This window comes from Pauljensenia sp. C0170B5, from assembly GCF_056590195.1.
Map to the genome: position 1 here is coordinate 166965 of NZ_JBWPVR010000003.1, position 24498 is coordinate 191462.

General features: G+C 57.1%; 19 protein-coding genes. 10 read left to right on the plus strand and 9 right to left on the minus strand.

Annotated elements, in window-relative coordinates; genetic code table 11:
* Positions 1-15 precede the first annotated feature (15 nt).
* The 3 genes from AC1EJZ_RS05920 (at position 16) to AC1EJZ_RS05930 (ending at position 3942) form a co-directional block, all read left to right on the plus strand.
* Positions 16-1113, plus strand: coding sequence for a GntR family transcriptional regulator (locus tag AC1EJZ_RS05920; protein ID WP_058236697.1), 1098 nt, complete (start codon positions 16-18; stop codon positions 1111-1113).
* 121 nt (positions 1114-1234) lie between these two features.
* Complete coding sequence (locus tag AC1EJZ_RS05925; protein ID WP_058236696.1) at positions 1235-2773, plus strand: glycoside hydrolase family 76 protein; 1539 nt, start codon at positions 1235-1237, stop codon at positions 2771-2773.
* Between the two features lie 83 nt (positions 2774-2856).
* Positions 2857-3942 carry a LacI family DNA-binding transcriptional regulator gene (locus AC1EJZ_RS05930; protein ID WP_480294183.1) on the plus strand — a complete coding sequence of 362 codons (1086 nt, stop codon included), beginning with the start codon at positions 2857-2859 and terminating at the stop codon, positions 3940-3942.
* Positions 3943-4021: 79 nt separating this feature from the next.
* Here the strand turns inward: AC1EJZ_RS05930 and AC1EJZ_RS05935 are convergent, their stop codons facing one another.
* Genes AC1EJZ_RS05935 through AC1EJZ_RS05950 form a run of 4 tightly spaced genes read right to left on the minus strand, consistent with a single transcriptional unit; the run spans position 4022 to position 8564 of the window.
* Positions 4022-5344 (minus strand): ABC transporter substrate-binding protein, encoded by a 1323-nt coding sequence (locus tag AC1EJZ_RS05935; protein ID WP_480294184.1) that lies wholly within the window; start codon positions 5342-5344, stop codon positions 4022-4024.
* Positions 5345-5379: 35 nt separating this feature from the next.
* Positions 5380-6297 (minus strand): carbohydrate ABC transporter permease, encoded by a 918-nt coding sequence (locus AC1EJZ_RS05940; protein ID WP_480294185.1) that lies wholly within the window; start codon positions 6295-6297, stop codon positions 5380-5382.
* Entirely contained in the window at positions 6284-7249 is a 966-nt protein-coding gene (locus tag AC1EJZ_RS05945; RefSeq protein ID WP_082628517.1) for a carbohydrate ABC transporter permease, read from the minus strand. The genes AC1EJZ_RS05940 and AC1EJZ_RS05945 overlap by 14 nt, the downstream gene beginning before the upstream one ends.
* Positions 7242-8564 carry a glycoside hydrolase family 125 protein gene (locus AC1EJZ_RS05950; RefSeq protein WP_257525463.1) on the minus strand — a complete coding sequence of 441 codons (1323 nt, stop codon included), beginning with the start codon at positions 8562-8564 and terminating at the stop codon, positions 7242-7244. Before AC1EJZ_RS05950 ends, AC1EJZ_RS05945 begins: the two co-directional genes overlap by 8 nt.
* 148 nt (positions 8565-8712) lie before the next feature.
* Here AC1EJZ_RS05950 and AC1EJZ_RS05955 point away from each other — a divergent pair, with 148 nt between their 5' ends.
* The 4 genes from AC1EJZ_RS05955 (at position 8713) to AC1EJZ_RS05970 (ending at position 14315) form a co-directional block, all read left to right on the plus strand.
* Positions 8713-10725 carry a M13 family metallopeptidase gene (locus AC1EJZ_RS05955; RefSeq protein WP_480294186.1) on the plus strand — a complete coding sequence of 671 codons (2013 nt, stop codon included), beginning with the start codon at positions 8713-8715 and terminating at the stop codon, positions 10723-10725.
* A 143-nt stretch (positions 10726-10868) separates the two neighbouring features.
* Entirely contained in the window at positions 10869-13451 is a 2583-nt protein-coding gene (gene pepN, locus AC1EJZ_RS05960) for an aminopeptidase N (protein WP_480294187.1), read from the plus strand.
* A 166-nt stretch (positions 13452-13617) separates the two neighbouring features.
* Entirely contained in the window at positions 13618-13848 is a 231-nt protein-coding gene (locus tag AC1EJZ_RS05965; RefSeq protein ID WP_058236691.1) for a PTS sugar transporter subunit IIB, read from the plus strand.
* Complete coding sequence (locus AC1EJZ_RS05970; protein WP_058236690.1) at positions 13845-14315, plus strand: PTS sugar transporter subunit IIA; 471 nt, start codon at positions 13845-13847, stop codon at positions 14313-14315. Before AC1EJZ_RS05965 ends, AC1EJZ_RS05970 begins: the two co-directional genes overlap by 4 nt.
* A 26-nt stretch (positions 14316-14341) precedes the next feature.
* On the opposite strand, the gene AC1EJZ_RS05975 is transcribed toward AC1EJZ_RS05970, so the two are convergent.
* From AC1EJZ_RS05975 to AC1EJZ_RS05985, 3 genes are all read right to left on the minus strand, one after another.
* Complete coding sequence (locus AC1EJZ_RS05975; protein ID WP_058236689.1) at positions 14342-14785, minus strand: Dps family protein; 444 nt, start codon at positions 14783-14785, stop codon at positions 14342-14344.
* Positions 14786-14899: 114 nt separating this feature from the next.
* A complete protein-coding gene (malQ, locus tag AC1EJZ_RS05980; protein WP_480294189.1) occupies positions 14900-17074 on the minus strand; it encodes a 4-alpha-glucanotransferase in 2175 nt (724 codons plus the stop codon).
* 52 nt (positions 17075-17126) lie between these two features.
* On the minus strand, positions 17127-17420 hold the full coding sequence (locus tag AC1EJZ_RS05985; RefSeq protein WP_480294191.1) for a PTS sugar transporter subunit IIB: 294 nt from the start codon (positions 17418-17420) through the stop codon (positions 17127-17129).
* A 74-nt stretch (positions 17421-17494) separates the two neighbouring features.
* Here AC1EJZ_RS05985 and AC1EJZ_RS05990 point away from each other — a divergent pair, with 74 nt between their 5' ends.
* The 3 genes from AC1EJZ_RS05990 to AC1EJZ_RS06000 are packed head-to-tail and all read left to right on the plus strand — an operon-like array spanning position 17495 to position 20454.
* Complete coding sequence (locus tag AC1EJZ_RS05990; RefSeq protein WP_480294193.1) at positions 17495-18454, plus strand: acyl-CoA thioesterase; 960 nt, start codon at positions 17495-17497, stop codon at positions 18452-18454.
* 15 nt (positions 18455-18469) lie between these two features.
* Positions 18470-19522, plus strand: coding sequence for a D-2-hydroxyacid dehydrogenase (locus AC1EJZ_RS05995; RefSeq protein ID WP_480294195.1), 1053 nt, complete (start codon positions 18470-18472; stop codon positions 19520-19522).
* A gap of 11 nt (positions 19523-19533) precedes the next feature.
* On the plus strand, positions 19534-20454 hold the full coding sequence (locus AC1EJZ_RS06000) for a hypothetical protein (protein WP_480294197.1): 921 nt from the start codon (positions 19534-19536) through the stop codon (positions 20452-20454).
* Here the strand turns inward: AC1EJZ_RS06000 and AC1EJZ_RS06005 are convergent.
* Both AC1EJZ_RS06005 and AC1EJZ_RS06010 read right to left on the minus strand, forming a co-directional pair.
* Positions 20441-23737 (minus strand): ABC transporter ATP-binding protein/permease, encoded by a 3297-nt coding sequence (locus AC1EJZ_RS06005; RefSeq protein WP_480294200.1) that lies wholly within the window; start codon positions 23735-23737, stop codon positions 20441-20443. The two genes, AC1EJZ_RS06000 and AC1EJZ_RS06005, sit on opposite strands and share 14 nt — an antisense overlap.
* Complete coding sequence (locus AC1EJZ_RS06010) at positions 23721-24374, minus strand: TetR/AcrR family transcriptional regulator (protein ID WP_070727167.1); 654 nt, start codon at positions 24372-24374, stop codon at positions 23721-23723. Before AC1EJZ_RS06010 ends, AC1EJZ_RS06005 begins: the two co-directional genes overlap by 17 nt.
* Positions 24375-24498: the final 124 nt, after the last annotated feature.

Below are 24498 nucleotides of genomic sequence, written 5' to 3' on the forward strand. Positions count from 1 at the left end.
GGGATAGGACGCTCCGTGAGTGCTTTATATCAACGGGTCTACGATGACATTCGGAACCGCATCGTCCGTGGTGATCTGAAGATCGGCTCACGCCTTCCCCGCGAGGCTCAGCTGCGCGAACACTATTCCGTCAGTTCCATCACCATTCGCCGCGCACTGGACATGCTGCGCGAGGACGGCTTCATCACGCGTCAGCCTCGCATCGGGACCACGGTCGTGTCGAATACTCCAACCCGTCCTCGCGAAGGGCAGAAAGAACCGCTGATCGGCCTGATTGTCACGAATTTCGACGAAGCGTTCGGTGCGCATATTCTGACCGGAGCATTTGAGGCGTCTTTTGGGACCGCGAATCTGATCGTCAAATTGACGCGAGGCGAGGCTGGCCGCGAAACCGAAGCGATTCAATCAGTGATCCGGGCCGGCGTGCAGGGCATTATCCTGATGCCGCTCATTTCCGAGATGATCAATCCGGTTGTCCTCAAGCTTATCGGAGAGCATTTCCCGTTAACGATCCTTGACCGCCATTACCAGACGATTCCGGTGGCTGCGGTGAGTTCGGACCACGAGGCAGGCGCTATTACTGCAACGGAGTATCTCTTTGATGCAGGTCACCGCCATGTTGCCATTATCGGTGCGCCGCGAACAGTTACATCCAATGCCGATCGCCACTCCGGCTGGGTTAAGGCACACGCACTGCGCCATATCAGCTTGGATCAGTCACTGTCCTATCACGAGATTCGTTCGACCACACCGGGCACGAACGTGTCGGTGGAAGACGATCAGGTCCAGCTGCGCGCCTTTATTGAGCAGCACCCGGAAGTCACTGCGTTCGTCGCGTGCGAATACAATATTGCGCTTATCCTGCGTGACACCCTCGACGACATGAGTCTGCGTATTCCCGAGGATAAGTCCATTATCTGCTTTGATCACCGTCCAGCGGGTTTCGACCACACGCTGTCACACTTCACGCATATGAAGCAGGAGCAGGAGGAACTGGGCCGACTGGCTGTTGAAACGACGATCCAGCAGATTCGCGAAGGTGCATCCACAGAGAAGATATCTTTACCGTTGACGCTGGTGGAAGGCGAGACAGTCGCTCACTTGAACGACTAATTCTCAACGCGGCAATTTTGCCGACGCCCTTGACATGCCGCAGGATCAGTGTCACTGTATATTGTACATATTTCGATCAATCATCATGATCTCCAAATACGCATTGATTCGAGGATGAACAATGAGAATACGCAAGATCGCCCGCTTCCTGACGGCACCGATTATCGCAGCGCTTCTCGCCGTTTTCTGCGTGAGTGCGCCTACGCAGGCTGCGCCGTCAATCCCCGACAAGGCCACGAAAATGTGGAACGCCTTTGTCGACAAATACTGGGATCCAGAAGCCCAGTACTTCTATACCTATTCAGACCACCACGTTCACGCCGGACACCATGCCGGCCCCAGGAACGGTCTGTACACCGATTACTGGTGGGAAGCTCAGCTGTGGAACACCGTGATGGATCGTTACGAGCGGGTGGGCGATGACCAGTCGCGACAGATGATTGATCAGGTCTTTGACGGCTGGCGAGCCTTCTACCCTGACTTTTCACGCAACGATTTCAACGACGACATGGGCTGGTGGGCACAGGGCGCCCTCCGCGCATGGAAACTCACCGGTGATGACAAATATCTGACAGAAGCCGTATCGATCTTCGACTTCATCTCACAGTTCGAAGATGACCATTTCGGAGGCGGCATCTGGTGGAAGAACACCAATGTCGGCAACCCCTACCGCAATGAGAAGAACGTTGCAACCAATGGAACGGCTGCCTGGATTGCAGCTGAACTGTACATGGCCACTGGTGACAGCGCGTACAAGGACACTGCACAGCGTCTGATCGCTTTCCTTGAAGAAATCTTCTTTAACGGCGGACACCTGAAAGACAACATCAAAGAGGACGGCGTCGTCAACTCCTGGGACTTCACCTACAACAACGGCGCTTTTGCTGGAGCGGCTACCCGCCTGTACCAGATCACCAATGATGAAAAATACCTCAACGAGGCTCGCGCAGCATTTGACTGGGCAATCGAGAATCTGACCATTGGCGGCATCTTCACCGGCGAGCGGGGCGGCGACGGCCAGGCGTTCAAGGCGATTTTCACCCGCCACCTGCGGGACTACATCAACGTCACCGGCGATGACTCCTATGAGAACTTCCTCAGTGTCAACGCCAGGGCCGCGGCTCAAAACACTGGCCTGAACTCGATCGGATGGACAGACTGGGCCTTCAAGGCTCCCCTGCTCACCACGGAAGCACGCGCGTCAGTGAGCGCCGCATCTGCAGTGTCCATCGTCCATCAAGCGCAACCTGGTTTCACTCACGTTCCGTTTCCTGAAGTCGGCACAGTTGAAATCGAAAACGGCGCCCACGATGGCATCGACACTGAGGCCAATGGTGAATACACAGGCCGCGGCTACCTGGCCGGGTGGAACTCGGTCGACACATCAGCCACAGTTGCCTTCCAGTCGAAGTGGGGCGGACTGCACCGCCTGAATATTCGCTATGCAGCAGGAAATGGCGACGCTGCGCGAGCCGTTCTGGTCAACGGTTTCCCCGCTGTCAGTGCACAGATGCCTGCCACCGACGGATGGCAGGACTGGCAGACCGTGTCAATCCCCGTACTGCTGGTACCCGGGACAAATACTGTCGAGCTGAAGTTTGATCGGCTCGTTGCAACGAACTATGCCAACATCGACTCGATCACGATCGAGAAGGGCTAGTCAACGCAAAATTACGGCAGGCTGGTGACGGCGCTCTTCGCGCGTCACTGGCCTGTCACCTTTCGTGAAGGGAGCGCGCAGCAGTGCTGTATCAACGCGTCTATGACGATCTACGGGCCGCAATTGAAAGCGGAGAGATTCCCATAGGTTCCACGCTTCCACGAGAATCGGCGCTGCGCGACAAGTACGAAGTTTCCTCCATTACGATTCGGCGCGCTCTCAGCATGCTTCGAGATGATGGCTTTGTTCGTCGACGCCCGCGCGTCGGCACGACGGTCATCGCACAATCACCTCAGCAGGTCTCCCCCGCCTCCAAAGATCCCGTCGTGGCTCTCATTATGACCAGCTTCAACGATGCATTCGGCACCCGCATTGTCGAGGGTGTCCTCGACCGCGCTCAGGACAGTGCGCACATCATGTTGATGCGGACCGGCGGCGACACCAAGAAAGAGCGCGAGGCGATTAAACGTGCGCTGGGCGCAGGAGCCCGTGGCCTGATCCTGCTGCCATCCAGCTCGCAGATGATTGATTCATCGGTACTCAAACTTGTCAGCGCCGAATATCCGCTGACCATCATCGACCGACGCTACGACTCGATCCCTGTAGCCGCAGTCACATCGGATCACATGAATGCCGGCATCCAGGCCACCACATGTCTGATTGAAGCCGGGCACCGCCACATAGCTCTCTTTGGTGCCAGCAGGTCACTGACCTCGAATGCCGACCGTCACCGCGGGTGGGTGGCTGCCCATGCCGTCAACGATGTCGCTTTGGATGAATCGCTCGCATGCGATCAGATCACGTCCACGACGCCAGGCAACGCAGGAACACGGAAGGACGATATCAAGCGTATCGGGTCGTTCCTTCGCAACCACCCTGAAGTCACATCTGCGGTTGCATGTGAATTCGCTATCGCGGTGCTCCTTGAAGAAGCGTTAGCCAACCTCGGCAAGTCCATTCCCCGCGACCTGTCGCTCGTGTGCTTTGACGAGCAGCCTTTCGAAACTCTGGGCTCCACGCTACAGCTGACACACATTGCTCAGCAGCAAGAAGAGATCGGGGCGCGCGCCCTGGACGTGACGTTGCAGCAAATCGATAGCGGGGCAACTGCTGACAAGATTGTGCTCCCTACCACTCTCGTACCGGGTGACTCTGTTCGTCCGATCTAATTGAACCGGCGCCACGCACAAAACAAAGAAAAAGAAAGAGCCTCCGGAGCGAACTCCGGAGGCTCTTATCTTGTGACGTTTACTGACCGCCAGTTTCGATGAACTGGTTGACGCCGTCAACGTATTCGGACACTTCCTCGATTGGCTTTTCACCCTTGAGGATCGGTGTCCACACCTGTACTGCCAGGTCACCAGCCTGCGATGCCCACGTGGTTGTCAGGCGAACGCCTGTGGTGTTCTCAACGCCCAGTGAGTATTCCAGGGTGTCTGAGATCGTCGAGCCGGCAAGATCCTTGATCGAATCCAGATAGCCCTGACGTCCGGGCTCGTATGCCGGAGGTGCAACGGGTGTTTGTGCCATAACTTCCGGAATCACTTCAGTTTCGAGGAACTTGGCAACTTCCCAGGTATCATCAGCGTTGGCCGTGCTCTGAGGTGTGCACATGCCGATTGCATCGTAGAACGTGGCAGGAGTGGACTGGCTGGGTAGCGGCGCCCATCCCCACTCAAAGCCCTTCGCATCGTTACCGAATGACTGAGCCAACCACTGGCCGCTCGACATCATCGGCTGCGAGCCTGCAGCAAACAGTGAGGTGGAGTTGTCCAGGTTGAAGTCCGGAGGATTCACCAGACCGTCTCCAATGGCCTTCACCAGCTTGTCGAGGCCCTCCATGAATTTGTCATCGGCCACAGCTTTCGTCGGATTGTTGACATCGTCAACAAACGGTTGACCACCTGCTGACATCGCATACTGTCCCATTGCGACCGGGCCACTCGTGCTGGTCAGGCCATCAAGGAGCAGTGGGTAGGTTGACCCGCCGGCACCCTTCAAAGTGGCCGCAGCTGAGTAGAGGTCATCCCACGTCCAGTCCTGCGTGGGCAGAGGAACGTTGTTTTCTTCAAACAGCGTCTGGTTGTACCAGATACCTGTGACGTTAATCAGTGAGGGCAGGCCGCCAATACCGTTCTCGGGAGTCTTCCACGTATCGAGGAAGCCCAGCTCGCCTTCCTTGAAGTCGGACGCAATCTTGTCGGTCCAGTCCGTCAGAATTCCCATCTGAGTGTACTGCTGCTCAGTATCGTTACCGCACCAGAAGATATCGGGCAGTTTCTGGGCCTGAGCCAGTGAACCGAGTTTCTGCGAGTAGTCGCCGGAAGGCGCGTCAACACGGTTGATAGTGATGTCCGGGTTGTCCCACTTTTCTGCCACAATCTTGTCGAACAAGTTGTTGGTTTCGATGGATTCCCACGTCATGTAGTTGACGATGCCTTCAGCTGATGCAGGCGGTTCACCGCTTTCGCCGGATTCACTGCCTCCTGAGCTGCAGGCAACCATGGTGAGTGGAAGAGCGATGGCTGTGCCGACAGCGGCCATCCTCCGTCCTGTGCGTCGGATTGTCATCGTCGACTCCTTTCATATTTCCTGTGATTGGACTTCTACTTTTGAGATGTGTTTCCGAGGGCGCTCAAGCCTTCAATGAAGTAACGCTGAGCGAAGAGGAAGATCAGAAGAGGTGGAAGCATGTACAACAGGTTGGTTGCCATGTACTTCGACCAGTCCGGAGCTTCACTGGCGAAACCGGACACAAATGATGACATGCCCAGCGCCAGTGTCCACTTGTCAGTGGAGTTCAGGTAGATGAGTGGATTGAGGTAATCGTTCCATGCTCCCTGGAAGGCCATGATGACCATTGCGATCCACGCCGGCTTCGTCATGGGCAACATGATCGAGAAGAAGATTCGAATGTGTCCTGCTCCATCGACCTTTGCAGATTCATCAATCTGCATGGGAATCGCCAGGAAGTACTGGCGAGCCAGGAAGATGAAGAGTGGGTTACCACCCAGGAATGCAGGCACGATCAGCGGGAACCACGTGTCATACCATCCGATGTCCCTGAACAGCTGGAACAAGGGGATGATGCCAACTATTCCGGGCAGCAGCATGGAACCAACAAAGATGTAGAAGAACACTCTGCGGCCCTTGAAGCGCAGGCGTGCCAGCGCGTAGCCAGCCATCATCGAGGTCAGAACGCCGCCGAAGGTGCTGAGCAGGGAAATGATCAGCGTATTGACGAACAGGCGTGGGAACTTGATGATTCGTGGGCCTTCGATGAAGTTGGACCAGACCCATTCATCCGGGAGGAATGAAGGTGGAACTTCGAAAACAGTGGAATTCGACTTCAGCGAGATCGTGATCATCCACAACAGCGGAAGCAGCATCGTGGAGCATGCGACAATTGCGCATGCGTACCACATCACCGCACGCCCAGGACGCTTCTTCAAATGTGTGCGCCGAGGCTTCTTCGCCGCACTTGTCACGAGTTCAGGTGCTTCAACCAGCTCAGACTTGGACATCGTCGTACCTCCAGGCTTTGGTGAATCGAGCTGCGAAAGCCAGGCAGATAATGATCAGGAAGAACAGAATCCACACCTGAGCGGTCGCGTATCCCAGTTCCGGAACTCGTCCCAGCGGCGGGAAACCATGGTTGTAGATCGACAGCATGAGCGTATTTGTCGCCCAGCTGGGGCCACCGCCAGTGAGGATCTGCGGCTGAACAAAGGTCTGCATAGCACCGTTCATCTGCATGACGAACTGGAGAATCAGGATCGGGACAATCGACGGCAGAGTGATCGAAAAGAAGATGCGGAATGGTCCCGCACCATCAACTTTGGCTGCCTCGTAGATTTCGTTGGGCACTGCCTGCAATGCTGCGAGCAGGATGATCATTGTTGACCCTACGCCCCACAGCATGACGATCACAATCGACGGCATCGCTGTGTGCTCATTACTCAGCCATGCAATTGGTGGAATTCCAAAGAATCCCAGCACCTGGTTAGCCAGACCGACCTGCGGGTCAAAGATGAATTTCCACAGCGTGACCGTGGCGACGATGGGAAGAACTGCCGGCAAGTACAAGATGGTTCGGATCACCGATACGGCTGGGAGCCTGACGTTGACAAAGACAGCCAGCGCAAGTCCGAGTGCCATCGATGCGGGTACGTAGAGAAGAACCAGATATCCAGTTGCCGACAGCGTCTTCAGGAACGACGGATCAGCGGTGAACATTCGGATAAAGTTCTTCAGACCCACAAATTTCGGCGGGGTGATTCCGTTGTACCGTGTCAGTGATAAATAGGCTGCGCTGATGAGCGGGTAGACAACAAAAATGCTGAAACCGCAGATTGCGGGAGCCATGAACGCCAAAGCAGCTTTGAGATCGCGATTGGCTCCTCTGTCCTTCTTCTTGCGCGTCGGCGCGTCTTCTTTGGCAGAAACGGTTGCCTGCGTTGTCTGAGCCTCATCCATTGCTTGCCTCCTTTCTCGAAATATCGTTCGACTGGGTAAGCGAGCAGTAGGCCAGAACCAACTCGCAGAACATGGCGTTTGCCCACGAGAACCACTCACGGGTAAACAGGGCATCGTCATCCTTATGGAAAGATTCATGCATCAGGCCAGTTCCGCCCGTCGTGTGAATCAGAGTGTCGATTATCTGGTCAACTTCGTGAGCTGACGTACTTGTCAGTGCCTGCACCGCCAATGCGATTGGCCAGATGTACTCGTGCGGCGTGTGAGGGCTGCCAATTCCCTGCGCACGCGACCCGTTGAAGTAGAACGGGTTGGTATCGGAGAGCACCATGGCTCGAGTGTTGAGGTAAATTGGATCATCCGCTTCGAGGAAGCCAATATACGGAAGCGACAACAAGCTGGGCATGTTGGCGTCATCCATGATCAAAGTCTGTCCCAGACCATCTACTTCATAGGCAAATACCTTCCCCCACTGCGGATGATCAATGACGCCGTGCTCGTAGATACCGGCGCTGATCTGGTCTGCAAGGTCACGAGCCCGAGAAATAACCGGGCTTGAAGTGGCGCCAGTTGCAGCATTCATCTGTTCAAGAACCCTGGCCGCCGTTCGCAGAACAACCACAGCAAATGCATTGCCCGGAACGTTATATCCGTAGCTGTTCGCATCGTCACTGGGACGGAATCCGCTCCACGTCATTCCGGTGTATCCCACCGGAGCGCCTTTTCCACCGTGAGACAGAGTTTCGGTCGCTACCTGAGCGCCGGGGCGTTCAAAACGGTAGTCAGATGTTTCGTGACGTTGTTCGCGTGCAAAGACATCGACGACTGTTTCCAGAGCCTTCTCCAGGCCACCCAGATGCGCGTCCTCATGGGTTCGGTCCCACAGATGACCAGCCAGGAACAAGGGAGCGCTCAAAGAGTCAACCTCGTACTTGCGTTCCCAGATCCACGGGCTCATCTCGGTGAGATCGTCATGGTGGCCGGCGCCGTTGGGCTCGGCATTGAAGGCGTTTGCGTACGGATCCATATCGATATACATCAACTGACGTTGAAGCACCCCACCGATCAGCTCGGCAATCTCGGGGTAATCACCGGAGAAATGCACGTACGGAATCATCTGCCATGTGGAATCGCGCAACCACATCGCCGGAATGTCACCGGTCAGAACGAATGCGCTGCCGTCGTCGTAACGCTCAATTGTCGAACTGATGGTGTTGACGAAACAGTCCTCAAAAACCTCGCCAACGCGCGCATCAACGCGCTCCTTCACGGTGGCAATGATGTGTTCCATCCACGTCGAATCTGCTCGAGCCACTATGCTCTCCCTCACTTGTGTGATGACATCAATCAGTATAGAGCTAATACCATTATGAACACAAGTTATGTATTGCATATACTTATTTAATGGGCGCCGCAGCTTCTGCCACTGGATCATCACACTGTCGGCACGTACAGTGTCAGACATGACTGAACTTCTTGCACACGTCCTCGACCAGTCCCTGACCGATCCCAGCGTTCGCCCGCAGGATGACTTCTACGGCCATGTGAATGGAGCCTGGCTCGCGGACCACAACATTCCAGCTGACCGCCCCATCGATGGTGCCTTCTACACGCTGCGCGATCTGTCGGAAAAACGTGGACGCGCAATTGTTGAGGATGCGCTGGCCGGACGCATCGACGATCCGGAAGCTCACAAGATCGCCATCATGTACCGCCAATTCATGGATGAGGACAGCATTGAGAAACAAGGCGCTTCCCCCATCATTCCACTGCTCGAGGCGGTAGCCGCCACGACATCCCACGACGAGCTCGCCACACTCAGCGGCCAGCTCATGCGCGGAGGCATCTCCACGTTTTTTGTGCCTTACGTCAACACCGACACCGATGACACCTCACGCTACATGCTGTACTTCCAGCAGGCCGGTTTGGGTCTTCCGGACGAATCCTTCTATCGCGAAGACCAGTACGAGCCAATCCGCCAGGCCTACTGCTCTCACATTGAGCGCCTGTTTACCCTCGCCCACATTGGCGACGACGAGGGCGACGCTGCTTCATGCGCTCAGCACGTCATGGACTGGGAGACACGCTTAGCCGCACACCACTGGGATTCCGTCACAAACCGAGATCCTCACAAGACAACCAACCATCGCACCACCTCGGAGCTCATTGACGACAATCCCGGTTTCGATTGGCGAAGCTGGGCACAACAGGTTGGCCTTCAACTCGAATCAATTGCGAATGTGAACGTCAATCAGCCCGATTATCTGGCAACCGCGGCGTCGATGTGGGCATCGGAGGACCTGCGCACGCTCAAACTGTGGCAGAGCCGCAAGATCATCAGCGCCCACGCTTCACTGCTGTCACACGAGTTCGTTGAGGCCAATTTCGATTTCTACTCACGCACGCTTGCCGGCACCGAAGAACTCCGACAGCGATGGAAGCGCGGTTTGGGCCTGGTGGAGGGCACACTGGGTGACGCCCTGGGACGCCTGTATATTCAGCGACACTTCCCCGCTGACTATAAGGAACAGATGGAAGCACTCGTCCAACGCCTGTTGGAGGCCTATCGTACGTCTATTTCCACACTGAGCTGGATGAGCGAGGAGACGCGCACCAAGGCGCTGGCAAAGCTCGATACCTTCAATCCCAAGATTGCCTACCCCGACACATGGCGTGACTATTCAGGTCTCGATCTTGATGAGAATGCGTCACTGGTGGACAACGTGCGCAAGGCAGACGCATATGAACTGGACTATGAATGGGCCAAGCTGTCACGGCCGGTGGACCGCGACGAATGGTTTATGACGCCTCAAACGGTGAACGCCTACTACAACCCGTCACTCAACGAGATCGTATTCCCCGCCGCTATCCTGCAGCCTCCCTTCTTTGATCCAGATGCTGATGCCGCAGTGAACTTCGGTGCAATCGGTGCCGTCATTGGCCACGAAATCGGACATGGTTTCGATGACCAGGGATCGCGCTACGACGCAGACGGCGCACTGCGTAACTGGTGGACTGATGAAGATCGCAACGAATTTGAATCGCGCACGCACCACCTCATCGAACAATACGAGGCTCTTGTCCCCCGCCAGCTAGAAGCAGCTCCCGCCGAGGTACACGTCAACGGCGCCTTAACCATCGGTGAAAATATCGGAGATCTGGGTGGTCTGGCAATCGCGTGGAGGGCGTGGTGTGCTTCGCTTCGCGACCAGGGCATCGATCGCCCTCACGATGCGCCCGTTATCGACGGCTTGACCGGGCCGCAGCGATTCTTCTACTCATGGGCTCGAATCTGGCGATCCAAGTCGCGCGACGAGTTCGCCCAGCAGATGCTCGTTATTGACCCTCATTCGCCGGCAGAATTTCGATGCAACCAGGTGCTTCGCAATTTTCCGGAATTTGCGACAACATTCGATGTCACGGAGTCGGACGGCATGTGGTTAGATCCGAGTCAGAGGGTGGAAATCTGGTCGTAGCAGCCCCCTGAAATGTAACCTCTTACGCATTCGACGCCATTTGTGGCCTCTCACTTAGGCGTTTGGGTCCAATTAGTGAAAGACTAAGAAGTGTCATATGCGCTTGTTGCGCTATCCCTGAGTTACATGAGAAAGGCTACTCAATGCCGGGTCTTAACCTCACGCGTGATGAAGCGGCTGAGCGGGCACGCATAATCTCAGTTCACCACTATGACGTTGAACTGGATTTGACGTGCGGTGACACTGACTTCCGCTCCCGCACCACCTTGACCTTTGATGCCGCTGAAGGCGCCTCAACGTTCGTTGATCTGGTCTCCAGCAATGTCCATTCCATCACGCTGAATGGACGCGACGTGTCAGTCGGAGCACATCAGGACAATCGCATTGAACTGCAGGAACTGAGTCAGTCCAATACGCTCATCGTCGACGCGGACTGCCAGTACATGCACACCGGCGAGGGACTGCACCGCTTTGTTGACCCCGCTGATAACAAGGCGTACTGCTACTCGCAGTTTGAAGTTCCCGATGCCCGACGAGTTTTCGCAACCTTCGAGCAGCCCGATCTCAAGGCAACATTTACCTTCACCGTGACAGTTCCGCAAGGGTGGAAGGTGTTCTCCAACTCCGTCACACCCTCACCGGAAGAACGCGATGGAAAATGGACCTATCACTTTGAGGAAACTCAGCGTATTTCCACCTACATCACGGCGATCATTGCCGGACCGTACGAGGGTGTCACTGATTCACTGACCAGCAGTGATGGGCGCGAGATTCCGCTCGGTGTGTGGTGCCGCGCCTCGTTGCGCGAATTCCTGGACGCCGACCGCGTCATCGACGTCACCCGCAAGGGCTTTGCATTCTATGAAGCCAACTACGGTATCCCCTACCCCTTCACCAAGTACGACCAGATTTTCGTTCCCGAATACAATGCAGGCGCGATGGAAAATGCCGGATGCATTACCTTCCGCGATCAGTACATCTTCCGTGCACGCCCCACCCACGATGACCTGGAGAAGCGTGCCAATACGATCCTGCACGAACTGGCTCATATGTGGTTCGGTGATCTGGTCACCATGAAGTGGTGGAATGACCTGTGGCTCAACGAGTCTTTCGCTGAGTTCATGTCTCACTACTGCTTGGCAGAAGGAACCGAATACACCGACGCCTGGACCGGCTTTATGTCCCGTAAAGACTGGGGTATGCGTCAAGACCAGATGCCCACGACCCACCCGATCAAGGCTGAGATTCGTGACCTTGCTGACGTGGAAGTGAACTTCGATGGCATCACTTACGCCAAGGGTGCATCCGTTCTTCGTCAGCTAGTCTCCTACGTCGGCCGTGACGAGTTCTTCGCCGGGCTGCACGAGTATTTGACCAAGCACTCCTACGACAATGCAACGCTGGATGACCTTTTGGGCGAACTCGAAGCAGCATCCGGACGCGACCTTGACCATTGGTCCCGCGTATGGCTCGAAGAAGCGGGCATCACCACGTTGAGCACGGTCGTCGAAACAGATGACGAGGACCGCATGACCCGACTGGCAATCCGCCAAGAGCCGTTCACGCCGGGTTCCTCGCTGCGTCCTCACCGCCTGGCAGTGGCAGGCTATTCGCGTTCTGCCGCACAGGATGATTCCGGCTCGAACCGAACGACACCTGTTGAGCAGGTTTTCCACGAGGAGCTCGATGTCGACGGTGAGCTGACCGAGGTCAGCAGTGTCGTCGGCCAGCCTCGCCCCGACCTCATTGTTATTAATGATGGCGATCTGGCTTATGCGAAGATCCGCCTCGATGATCGTTCCCTTGCGTTCGCCACTGAAAATATCACGCGCTGCGCTGATTCTCTGCTGCGCAATGTGATCCTGGCTACTGCATGGGATATGACGCGCGATGCCAAGATGCCTGCGCGCGCTTTCATCGACCTGGCGCTTGCTGCACTGCCCGTTGAGGACAATATGTCGATGCTCCGTCTGACGTTGGCACACATTGCCACCGCAGTGTCGAGCTATGTTGCTCCTGCTGATCGTGCCGACGCGCAGGCGATGGTCGGCAGCCGCCTGCTCCTGCAGGCCCGTTCGGCAGCGTCCGGCAGTGACCAGCAGCAGATCCTGATCCAGGCGGCGGCCCGCCACGCAGTGACCGACGATCAGGTGGGTGCTGTCAAGGCTCTGTACACAGGCGAGCAGACCTTGTCTGGCCTTGATCTCGATGTCGATGTGATGTGGGATTTGCTTATCGCTCAGGTCCGAGCTGGCCACGCATCAGAGGCAGATATTGCCGAACGTGAGCAGGCGGATGACACGATGACAGGCCGGCAGCGCGCAGCTCAGGCTCGCGCGGCGGTTGCAGATCCGCAAGTGAAGGCTCGCGTATGGGACGAAGTCATGCACAACGTGTCAATCGCGAACGATACGCGCTGGGCAATGGTCTCCGGTTTCTGGGCTCAGGCACACACTGCACCGGATACTTACACCGCCTTTGTCGACGATTATTTCGCCTCGATCGAAAAGGTCTGGTCAGAGTTCACCTTCCACATGGCCGAAGACATCGTCACATTGATGTTCCCGACCGCCTTGGCAGGCTACGTTGATGGGCTCGACTTGGCTGAACGCGGTCGCCAGTGGATGAACGATCATCCTGATGTCTCTGCCGCACTCACGCGTATTATTCGTGAACGCGTCGCGGTTGTTGAGCGCATGACGGCGGCACAGAAAGCGGACATTTAACCCTTCCTCTTCCGGATTGAACGACCGAGTGTCGGTAGGGCTCCATCATGATGAGCCCTACCGACATTTTGTCTGCATAGCGGCCAGTTGCCCGGCCGTAAACAGCTGGTGCGTGTTAATCTTCGAGTAAGGGCATCAGTACACAGGACGTTCAGAGGAGTTCCCCATGGGCCAGGCAGAACAAATACTGGGAGCATTAGGCGGTTGGGACAATATCAAGGATCTCGAAGCCTGCATCACCCGCATCCGTGTTTCGGTTGGTGACGAAGAACTCGTGGATGAGGATGCCCTGAAGAATGCGGGCGCCTTTGGTGTCGTGTCGGTGGGAACGTCCATCCAGGTTGTCATGGGGCCGCAGGCTGACAGCATCGTTGAGGAGATTGAGAAACTCAAGTGACCCGTGTACTTGCTCCACTTGCTGGGCAAGTGATTCCCTTATCTGACGTGAATGACCCCGTCTTCGCAGAGAAAATCGTCGGCTCAGGTCTGGCAATTATTCCCGATACCTTGACCGCGCATGGGCACTCAGACGTGGTCAGTCCGATCGCGGGAACAATCATTAAGGCTCTCCCCCACGCATTTGTCGTCCGGTCAGCCGACGGCCCCGCTGTTCTGGTTCACGTGGGGCTCGATACCGTCAAGGCCGACACCTCGTCATTCATGGTCGTCGAGGGTGACCACAGCACTGTAGAGACCGCTCAGCCAGTTGTTTCATGGAGGCCCGCGCATCTTGTCGACGGTGGTTTCGACCTGACCACCCCCGTCATTGTCATGGACAGTTCGGACGCGATGATCGGGTCACACGCTGAATATGGAACGCACGTCCAAGCGGGAGATTTCCTGTTTGAAATTCTCCCCGCCTGAACGTGCGGTGATGAGCGCCTGTTACGTTACTTCTCGATCGCGGCGCGCAGGAACCACGCCTGCTTTTCGAGTCCGCGTGCAGCACCGACCAGGATGTCGCCACTGAGTGAATCGGCATCATCGACCTTTTCAAGATCCGACTTGATGCGCTCGGATGCAGCCATCAGCTTGCTTTCCATCTGCTTGTAGGCGTCGGCAACCGAAATGGTGCCTTCAGCCACGTCACCGATTCCGGAGTCCCTGGCAACCGTGGCGGCGCGGCCATCGGGAGTACCACCCAGGGTCGAAATACGTTCGGCAACCTCGTCGAGGTCTTCACGTACCTGATCGACGATCTCATCGAGCGCCAGGTGAAGAGCGCGGAAACGATCGCCTTGAATATTCCAGTGGTACTGCTTTGCCTGCAATGACAGGTCGGTCAGGTCCACCAGTGCGCGCTGGAGCGCATCGATCACGAGTTGTTCTGCCATTTTGGAGTCCTTTCTACTCAGTGATTCTTCTAACATACAAGGGCGCACCCTCATTTGAAAGACTTCCGCTGCCACGTTCGCTGCCAGACAAAGACGGTACGAACGCGAACGCTCCTACTTGGGCAACGCCTCGTTGACCACATCGAACAGTTCAGTCATGTGATGGTCGGATGCCAGGCGCTCAGTACTGACTTCCCTGCCCGAACCATCGCACAGCGGGACACACCAGTTCGGGTATTCCGTATTGGTGCCCGGTAGATTCTGAGGGCGGATATCTCCCACAGCGTCCACCAATGCCACACCCACCAGACGCGAAGGTGTCATCGTAATGAAGCGATGCAAAGCTGTCACGATTTCTTCCTTGCTGGGCTCTGGCGAGTCCAGCAATCCGTATTCGCGCAGACGCACCAGCATGCGTTCGCGCTCGATTTCCTCCCCCGCGCGCACCACATCAACAGGATCGACCAGTAAGCCCAACTGGTCACGCAGCGTGGTCTGCACGCCGTCAAGGTATCCCGAAGTGGGTGGCAGATCATGAGTGTTCACTGTCGCAAGAACGTCGCGCCGGTATTGATCCGCATGCAGCGGCCAGCCAGAGTCCTCCTTTTCGAACCACAGCACCGATGTTCCCAGGATTCCTCGATCATTGAGGTAGCCGCGCACCCACGGTTCAACCGTGCCAAGGTCCTCACCGATCAGCACTGCTCCGGCGCGCTGGGCTTCAAGCAACAGCACACCAACCATCGCTTCATGGTCGCAGGACACGTATGTTCCATGCGACGCTGGTTCTCCCTCGGGAATCCACCACAGTCTGAACAATCCCATGATGTGGTCAATGCGCACTGCTCCGGCGTGGGACAGCACGGTTCGAATCATGTCGCGCAGAGGCCGGTACCCGCACCGCGCCAGTTCACGTGGTGACCACGGAGGCTGCGACCAGTTCTGGCCTTGCTGAGAATACATATCCGGGGGTGCTCCCACCGTCATTCCCGGTGCAAACAACGTGGGCGTGGCCCACACGTCGGAGCCTTTCGGGTGAACGCCAACGGCCAGGTCAGCCATAATGCCGATGCTCATGCCCAGTTCTGTGGCCAGGGCCTGCGTATCTCGCAACTGTTCGAGGGCGACCCACTGACACCATGAATAAAAGTCGATGCGATCGGCCAGTTCAACTCGTGCGCGTTCAATCTGATCAGTATCAGTGAGCATTTCAGGAATCAAGGGCTGATCGTCGCGTTCCAGATTGCCTGCCACAGACGACCCGGACGCTTCGATGAGCGCGCACCACAAGGAAAAGTCCGCCAGCGCATCGCCTCCTTGGTTCGTGAAACGGAGGAACTGTGCGCGGCGCGCTGGGCGCATGGGTTGCGCATGAAGGATTGCGAGTGCCTGAACCTTCGCCCGCCAGGAGGTGTCACGGTCGATCAGATCCGCGTGTGATGCGCCCCAGGATTCCTCGCGCAGAGTATCAACTCGGTTGCGGTCCCGGCCAGACAATTGCGCATATTCCGGCAGCGATTCAGGATGAATGTACAGAGGGTTCACCCATCTGCGTGTCACCGGCAGGTAAGGCGAGTTCTCCAATGGTGAGATGGGCGCACACGCGTGAACAGGGTTGATCAGCACGAACTGCGCACCGTGCGCGGCACTGACAGATACGATGTCCTGCAGGTCTGCGGTGTCGCCGATACCCCACGAGGAGGTCGAACGCACCGAATAGAACTGCGCGGAGGTGCCCCACTGCTGATCGGACTGCTTCAGCGCAGGTGGATCGATTCGGTCGGGAACGACGATCAGCGGCGCGGAATATACTGTTCCGCCCTCAACGGTTGCGACAAGGCGGTGCCATCCCAGTGGCAGTGAGGCTGGGATTTCGAACGTTGCACGTCCCACCAGCTGATCGCCAATCTGACGTGGCGGCACCCATCGGTCGAGCTGGAGGCACTGTCCTCCCTCGCCACTTTCGAGTTCGTAGCTGACTGTCACCCCGTAGCCGTGCGGCACGTGGACGGGTACGTCGCGGGCGCAATGCTCGCGCACAACGGTGCAGTCAGGCAGGGTCGTGGACCATTGTTGATCCTCGGTGAATTCAATGGCGCGTTGAAGGTCATGGACAGTGGAATCCTCATCGAGAGGCAATCCCAGTGCGTGGAGAACCTTCAGCAAAGATGTAGCTTCGACGTCAACAAGGTTGCCATACCAATCCCAAAAGTGCGTCGCCACTCCATTGGCTTCGGCCACCGAGCGCAACAGGTCAATCTCGGTGTGTGCTGGTGCAGCTAGATCCATGAAGGTCTCCGACTCATCTCATCCACAGCGGTACTGCTACCGATCGTACACGTCATGAACACAGTTGACGCAGTTCGCCGATCACACGTTCCGCATCTATTCCAGTGACCAGCTGCACGACATCGCCTGAGCGCACCACCGCGATAACCGGCGGTTGTCTCAGTAGGTGTTCATCGATGCTATCTTGGTCGCGGACCTGCACGCGGATTCTCAATGCGCACGGTTCAAGATCGACAACGTTGTCGCATCCGCCCAGCCCCAGAAGTATTTCCCGGCATCGTTGCGGCAAGGATGTCTCAGCTGTCCATTCGCGATCCACGCCTGCCTGACGATTTTTGTGCACCATGTGTCCATCGTAGAAGATTGCCCACGATGCGCACCTGCTGTGCACAAAATGCCGCATGAACGGACAATAGAATTATGACGACACCGATCGACGTACCGTTAACCACCGATGAGCCCGTGGCATCTGTCCTGCGTATTCTGCGATTGACCGAAGATGCCGAGCACGAGGACACCTTCACTGCTCACTCCCTGCCGCAGGTGAGGCGCGTATACGGAGGGCAAGTCATCGCACAGTCGTTGCTGGCGTCAATGGCCACCATTGACCAGGACGATCGGCTTCCCCACTCCTTCCATGCCTACTTTCTGCGCGGCGGTGACCCGGAAGCTCCATTTACACTGCACGTCAACCGTCTGCGCAATGGCCGTTCCTTTTCGTCGCGTTCCGTGACATGCAGGCAGTCTGAACGCGAAATTCTCACACTCGCCGCATCCTTCCAAAGCCCTGAATCCAGTCTGACATACGAGATTGAAGCGCCGGATGTGCCCGGCCCCGATTCCTGCGACTCAGCATTGGAGCTCTTCCGCATGATGAATCACCCAGTGGGCCGATTCCTCGGCAAGACTGCTGCTTTCGATGTTCGTCATGTCCAGGACAGTTTGTATGTCAAACCCGACCCTCACCCCACGAATCGCCAGCAGCTTTGGATGCGTCCGCGCTCTCCGATCCCCTCCCAGGTCAGTCAGCTCATTCACCGCGCGCTTCTGGCATACGTCGTCGACCAAGTCATGTTAGAACCAGCCATGCGCGCCACCTCATTGTGCTGGATGACTCCAGGTTTGTCGGCCGCTTCCCTGGACCACGCCATGTGGTTCCATCACGATGTTGATATCAACGACTGGCTGCTTTTTGACGGCACGTGCACCAATGTCAGCAACGGTAGAGTCCTGACCCATATGCAGATTTTCTCCTCCAACGGCAGGCTCGTTGCCGATGCCAACCAGCAGGGCATGATGCGTGTGCCACGCGGCGGTGTGCATGGCTCAGGCCGATGGGAGTTCATGGATGGCGACACGGCCACGGTCGCACCTGCTTAAGAAATGGAGTCCAATATGAGCATCTCTGCCCTGACCATTGCGGTCGCCACGCCGCTGCCCTCTGACCTGGTTGAACCACTCATGCAGTGCGATCCACGCTTGCTGGTGGATTACCGCCCCCATTTGCTGCTGCCTCAGCGCTGGGTCGGTGACTGGGGTGGCGACACGAGCGTCACCCGCACCGACCAGGAGCACGCCGATTACGTCCAGATGCTCACCCACGCTGACATTCTTCTGGGTATTCCTGATTCCTCCGCTCGCCTGCTGCGCGAGGTTGTCGAGCACAACCCGAAACTTCGATGGGTGCACACAATGGCAGCCGGAGGCGGCGCACAAGTCAAGGCTGCCGGCCTGTCTGAAGATGACCTCCAGCGCGTCACCTTCACCACCAGCGCAGGTGTGCACGGCACGACGCTCGCTGAGTTCGCACTGTTTGGCCTGCTCGCCGGCGCGAAAGATCTGCCCCGACTGCACTCTGATCAACGCGCGCACCACTGGCCTGACCGCTACCCGATGCGCCACTTATCTGAAATGACCGTTCTGATCATGGGCACTGGTGGCATCGGGCGCGTCGTCGCGAACCGCCTTCACGCTTTCGGTGCAACCGTATGGGCAACCTCGCGTTCGGGCACACCGGTCGAGGGTGTGGATCGGCTCATCGCGATGGATGACCTGCACGATGCTCTGGGTCAGTGCGATGGCCTGGTGATCACTCTGCCTGGCACATCAGCCACCCGCCATATGATTGATGCCGCCGCGTTCGCGTCAATGAAACCGGGGATGATCCTGGTCAATGTGGGTCGAGGAACGGTGATTGACGAGGGCGCCCTCGTCGATGCCCTGGATGGGCAGCGCGTAGCTTTTGCTGCACTTGACGTAACGGAGACCGAACCTCTTCAGGATGACTCTGCCCTGTGGGATCATCCCCGTGTCCTGATCAGTCCTCACACGGCTGCGCTCTCAGCGCATGAAGGAGAGCGTATCGTTGAACTCTTCATGGACAATGCGGTGCGCTTCCTGGATGGTCGTCCGCTCCGCAACGTTGTCAACACCATCGAGTTTTACTAGCACCTCGACCCATGCACGCCGCTCCACCACGTAGGCCCCGGACTTTCACGGCTCTGGGCCGTCAGGCCATCGCTTTGATAGCACGCCAGATGGTGCGCGAGGGGCGCCGTACTGTCATTGTTCCGACCTATGCCTGCCTGACGATGATCGTGCCGTGGCAATTGGAAGGCATGCGCATCGAACAGGTGGCGTGCGATCCGGTGATGATGGATCCCGCAGACCTTGAACGAGCCCTTGCCAGGTGCTCAGCTGACGAAACAGTGGTGTTCTACTGCGAGACTTTCGGCTGTCAGCCCTCGCGCGCGCTCAGCGATGTACTCGGTGAAACACGCGGGCGCGGTGTCCGAGTTGTTGCAGACAGAACCCACAGTGTGCTGTGCGATTCGGTGTGCGCCGCTGACATGGAGGTTGTTTCTGCCCGCAAGCTCCTGTCGATTCCGGAGATCGCGTGGGTCGATGGCAAGGTCGACCAGCCCTCTCGACGAAGCGAGGCTGACAATGCGCTGACGCGAGCTCGCCAACAGTTTCTTTCCACTCCGTCGGTTGCAACGTTTGAAGCCGTTGAGGATCTGGCAGATGAGCTGTGGACGCCGGTGTCGCCGTCTCAGGACGCTATGACGGCGCTGGAAGCGGTCGATATGGCCGGGCTCCGTGCAGATGTGCGCCGCACGCGCACACGAGTGGAAGTGGGTCTGCCACCGGGGTGCACAGTAGTCAACGAGGGCGTGTGCGCTCCCCTCGTTGTGCGCACCAATCACGCCGACAAGGCGGCCAACGCACTGTATTCGCGCGGCATTGTCGGACCAATTCATTGGGATCGCCCCGCCAGCAGCCGGCTGGAGTGGCCGAGCGACCTGCTGTGCCTACCGCTGGTGATGACGCCTGACCAGTGCGATCAGTGCATCGAAGTCCTGACCGCTATTCACTCCTGAGTGCTTCGACCGGGTCCTTACGTGAGGCTGCTGAGGACGGGATCAAGCCTGCAATGAAGGTCAGGAACATGGAGATCGCCACCAGTATCGCTGCCGCACCCACCGGCAGGATCGCCACATTATAGATCCCGAAGTTCGCTCCCACAATGAGGTTGGCCGGTATGGTCAGCAGCGCGGAGATGCCGATACCCAGCAGGCCCGCAACCAGACCCACGATCAGGGTTTCCGCATTGAATACGCGACGAATATCCCGCTTGGATGCGCCGATGGCGCGCAGAATGCCGATCTCTTTCTTGCGTTCGAGCACCGAAATATAGGTGATCACGCCGATCATGATGGACGAGACAATCAGTGAAATCGCCACAAATGCGATCAGCACGTAACTCACCACGTTGATGATGGTGGTCACCGATGACATAAGCGTGCCAACCAGGTCACTGTAGTGGATGACCTTTTCCTCATGCCCGTCGGCTCGTTGCTGCTCGTTGTAGCTATCCAGAATGGTGATGATTTCACCCTTGGATTCAAAATCCGCCGGGAAAATGTCGATACGTGAGGGACTGGCCGGATCGGCATACCCCATCTTCGACAGATTCGCGTCGTATGAGGTTGGCTCGGTCATCATCATTTGAGCGATCAGCTCGCTCAGTTCCTTCTCATCCATGGTGAAGTTAAAGGCGCGAGCTAGAGCGTCCTCGTCAATTCCCATCGCTGCCGACATGTTCTGACTGAGCTGGCTCATCTGGTTGGAGATGGCAGTGCCAATTGAATTTTCGAGGATGGAGCCCACCTGCGCTGAAATCTGGTCCGACACAGCCGTCATGGCGTCGTTCATGTAGGCACTCATGGCGGCATTCATCTGCTCAGCGAGGGCCGGGCCTTGAGCTGCCATCTGTTCGTCCATCTGTTGCCCGATCGACTCGCTGATCTGCCCAATGGCCAAGTCCGCCACGCCGCTCAGATCGGCCTGTGTTCCGTTCAGGTTGTCCTCGTTCTGGGCGAGCAATGCCTTTCCCTCCTCCGAGTCGAGGAAGACGGCGAAGTTCGTTGCCACGTCGCTGGCGTCGAGCCCATGCACCATGCAGTACTGGAAGTAGCCTGTCATCACCTGCTCGACCAGTGAGTTCAAGCGTTCAGGCTCGATCGCACTAGCCGCATCCATGCCCAGGTTCTGCCAGTCCACGCTGGCCATCGCGCGCTCAATGTCAATACCGTCCATCAGTGAGCTCATGTCCACTGATCCGAGCATGTCCTCGATACTGAGAGTCGGCAGCATCGACGGGTCAATAGTCAGTCCCGGCATATTCAGGTTCAGGTTCAGTGCCGACGGATCGATTGCCAGCTGCGATTCGTCAAATGTGAACGCCTCGGCCAGGGCGTCCTGGTCCACGCTGATCAATGACTTGAAATCCACCCCGCTGTTGCGCGGATTGTTCTGTTCATCGGCAAAGGTACGCCCCGTGAGAATATTGACTGACTGCTGGTCCAGTTGTGCGGCGACCACGTCGGAGCCGGCCGCCTCGTCCATCAGGTCCCTGACCAGGCTCGACGTGTAGTAGATGCCGGGTTGCAGGGCTGTGGCCGTGACTGATTCAGCGGGCTGCACGATGCCGACAACTCGCAGATCCTTCCCCTTGTCGACCAGACCGGACACAAAATCCTGATCCTTGCGCTTATCGGTCCACACCTTGTGCGTCTCGTCATAGACGTAGTAGTCGGCAGCATTCACAACCTTGAACGCGACACCCATGATGTCGTCGTAGCTGACGTCGATTGAGTCATCAGGGGCATCAATGTCTTCCTGGTTGACGAATTGTGCCACCATTGTCTTGAGTTCTTCCGGATCGCGCAGTCCGAGCGCGTACAGCGCGAAGTCGCTCATCTCTCCTGAGGGAGTGAGGACGGCCAGCGCCTCGTTCGATTCCGTTGGCCAGTGACCGGCAACCATGTCGTACTGTTGCTCGATGAGGGAGAGGTCGTCGCCCAGTTCGTTGAATACGTCAGTGTTCATCGCCTGGTTCATGAAGGCATTCGAGGTGGTGCCTGCGCCGATGCCGAGGGAAGCGAAAGTTGTGTCCGGGTTGACCTGGCGTGGCCCCGATTCCATATCGTCCGCAAAAATCTGAGGCCTGACGTTGTAGCGATACTCGATGGAGCGGGCGTACTGATCGAGGTTGTCTGGATCGGAATCCAGGTATCTCTTGAGCGTGGTCAGATCATTTGAGTCAACCGTTTTGAACATGTTGGTCACCATCGGCATTTCGCCCACGTGTCCACTCTGCACACTGTCCGCGCTGTCTGATTTTTCTGACATTTCCGCGGACGCCTCGAGCATGGACGACATGTTCAGTCCCTGGTTGAAGATCTGGAGAGGATAGACGGAGAGCGTGTCTTCCTCGACGTTCTTGATATAACTGTTCACGCCGTTGGCAAGAGCCAAAATCAATGCAATCCCAATGATGCCGATACTGCCGGCGAAGGATGTCATCAGGGTACGGCCCTTCTTGGTCATCAAGTTGTTGAAGGACAGTCCCAGAGCTGTGAGGAACCCCATCGAGGTCTTCGCATTCTCGCTACTTTGAGTGATCTGACTGCGAGTATGCTCCTCAATCGGGTTGGAGTCGTCCGATACTGTGCCGTCCTTGAGTGTCACGATGCGGGTTGCGTATCGGTCAGCAAGGTCGGGATTGTGCGTCACCATAATCACCAGGCGGTCTTGTGCAATGCCGGTGAGCAGATGCATGATCTGTTCGCTCGTCACCGAGTCCAGGGCGCCTGTCGGCTCGTCAGCCAGAACAATCTCCGGGTCGTTGACCAATGCACGGGCGATGGCCACGCGCTGCATCTGGCCGCCTGACAGCTGGTTGGGGCGTTTGTGGGCGTGCTCCTCGAGGCCGACATCGCGAAGCGCTGCCAAAGCGCGTTGACGCCGATCGGAACGGGAGACACCGGACAGGGTCAACGCCAACTCCACGTTAGCGAGCACGCTCTGGTGTGTGATGAGGTTGTAGCTTTGAAAAACGAAGCCGATCCGGTTATTGCGGTACGTGTCCCAGTCGTGGTCGGAATAGGTGGAAGTGTCAACGTCGTCGACGATGATGGAGCCACTGTCGTAATGATCCAGGCCGCCGACAATGTTGAGTAGCGTCGTCTTGCCTGAACCCGACGGACCCAGGATCGCGACAAATTCGTTGTCGCGGAACTCAATTGAGACATCGTCGAGCGCCTGTTGCGTCAAGTCGCCTGTCGTGTAGGACTTGGTGACGTTATTGAGCTGAAGCATTGTCTGCCTCCTGGGGCATCAGGCCGGTGCTGACCAATTCGAGCCAGCGCGAGCGGATGGAGTGGTCGAAAGCGATGGGGGCGCTGCACAGCAGGATGCCGAAATCCTTGACCATGAAGTCGGTACGCAGCGAGTGGTCGCGGCGCCCGGCGTCAATGATTTCAGTGAGGTTGTGAACAATTCTTTCACGTGTGTGGGCGATTTCCCGATCGCGTAGATCTGAAAAAGATTGGAGATATTCGGCAACTGCCTGCCGGTTGGCGCCGTTGCCGGCCGCCTCAGTCACAATCACAGAGAGCAGATGGGACAGGGCGTCTCCCCCACGGACCTGACCATCTGCGACACGCTTGGCAGTCTCAGTGAAGAGATCACATAGATGGGTCAGAGCCTGCACTGCAACGGCGCGGACAAGCGCCTCTTTTGTCGGGAAATGCCGGTAAAGCGTTCCAACTGCCACTCCGGCTTCCCTCGCGATCTGTTTCATGGAAACACCTGGACCGTGTTTCTTGATCTGTTCACCGGCCGTTGACAAGATGCGCTGCAGATTCAGGCGCGCATCCGAACGGGTCGGGCCGCCCTCGTCAATAGTTAACGCTGCCGTGTGCATGGTGTCATTTCTCTCCCATGTCGTGATCATTTCGGTGAACGTGAATCTAGGTTCATGTTATGAGTGCCGCGCGCTTCACGCATTGTGAGCGTTCCGGATGTGGGCAGCCTCTCCTTGCAGGCTCGTTTATCCGCACGCGCGACGCGCACTGCAT

Excerpts from the sequence above, each read along its gene's own strand:
- AC1EJZ_RS06000 (WP_480294197.1), top strand. The coding sequence starts at position 19,534 with ATGCACGCCGCTCCACCACGTAGGCCCCGGACTTTCACGGCTCTGGGC.
- AC1EJZ_RS05995 (WP_480294195.1), top strand. The coding sequence starts at position 18,470 with ATGAGCATCTCTGCCCTGACCATTGCGGTCGCCACGCCGCTGCCCTCT.
- AC1EJZ_RS05945 (WP_082628517.1), bottom strand. The coding sequence starts at position 7,249 with ATGGATGAGGCTCAGACAACGCAGGCAACCGTTTCTGCCAAAGAAGAC.
- AC1EJZ_RS06010 (WP_070727167.1), bottom strand. The coding sequence starts at position 24,374 with ATGATCACGACATGGGAGAGAAATGACACCATGCACACGGCAGCGTTA.
- AC1EJZ_RS05935 (WP_480294184.1), bottom strand. The coding sequence starts at position 5,344 with ATGACAATCCGACGCACAGGACGGAGGATGGCCGCTGTCGGCACAGCC.
- AC1EJZ_RS05965 (WP_058236691.1), top strand. The coding sequence starts at position 13,618 with ATGGGCCAGGCAGAACAAATACTGGGAGCATTAGGCGGTTGGGACAAT.
- AC1EJZ_RS05990 (WP_480294193.1), top strand. The coding sequence starts at position 17,495 with ATGACGACACCGATCGACGTACCGTTAACCACCGATGAGCCCGTGGCA.
- malQ (WP_480294189.1), bottom strand. The coding sequence starts at position 17,074 with ATGGATCTAGCTGCACCAGCACACACCGAGATTGACCTGTTGCGCTCG.
- AC1EJZ_RS05975 (WP_058236689.1), bottom strand. The coding sequence starts at position 14,785 with ATGGCAGAACAACTCGTGATCGATGCGCTCCAGCGCGCACTGGTGGAC.
- AC1EJZ_RS05955 (WP_480294186.1), top strand. The coding sequence starts at position 8,713 with ATGACTGAACTTCTTGCACACGTCCTCGACCAGTCCCTGACCGATCCC.
- AC1EJZ_RS06005 (WP_480294200.1), bottom strand. The coding sequence starts at position 23,737 with ATGCTTCAGCTCAATAACGTCACCAAGTCCTACACGACAGGCGACTTG.
- AC1EJZ_RS05940 (WP_480294185.1), bottom strand. The coding sequence starts at position 6,297 with ATGTCCAAGTCTGAGCTGGTTGAAGCACCTGAACTCGTGACAAGTGCG.
- AC1EJZ_RS05925 (WP_058236696.1), top strand. The coding sequence starts at position 1,235 with ATGAGAATACGCAAGATCGCCCGCTTCCTGACGGCACCGATTATCGCA.
- AC1EJZ_RS05985 (WP_480294191.1), bottom strand. The coding sequence starts at position 17,420 with ATGGTGCACAAAAATCGTCAGGCAGGCGTGGATCGCGAATGGACAGCT.
- pepN (WP_480294187.1), top strand. The coding sequence starts at position 10,869 with ATGCCGGGTCTTAACCTCACGCGTGATGAAGCGGCTGAGCGGGCACGC.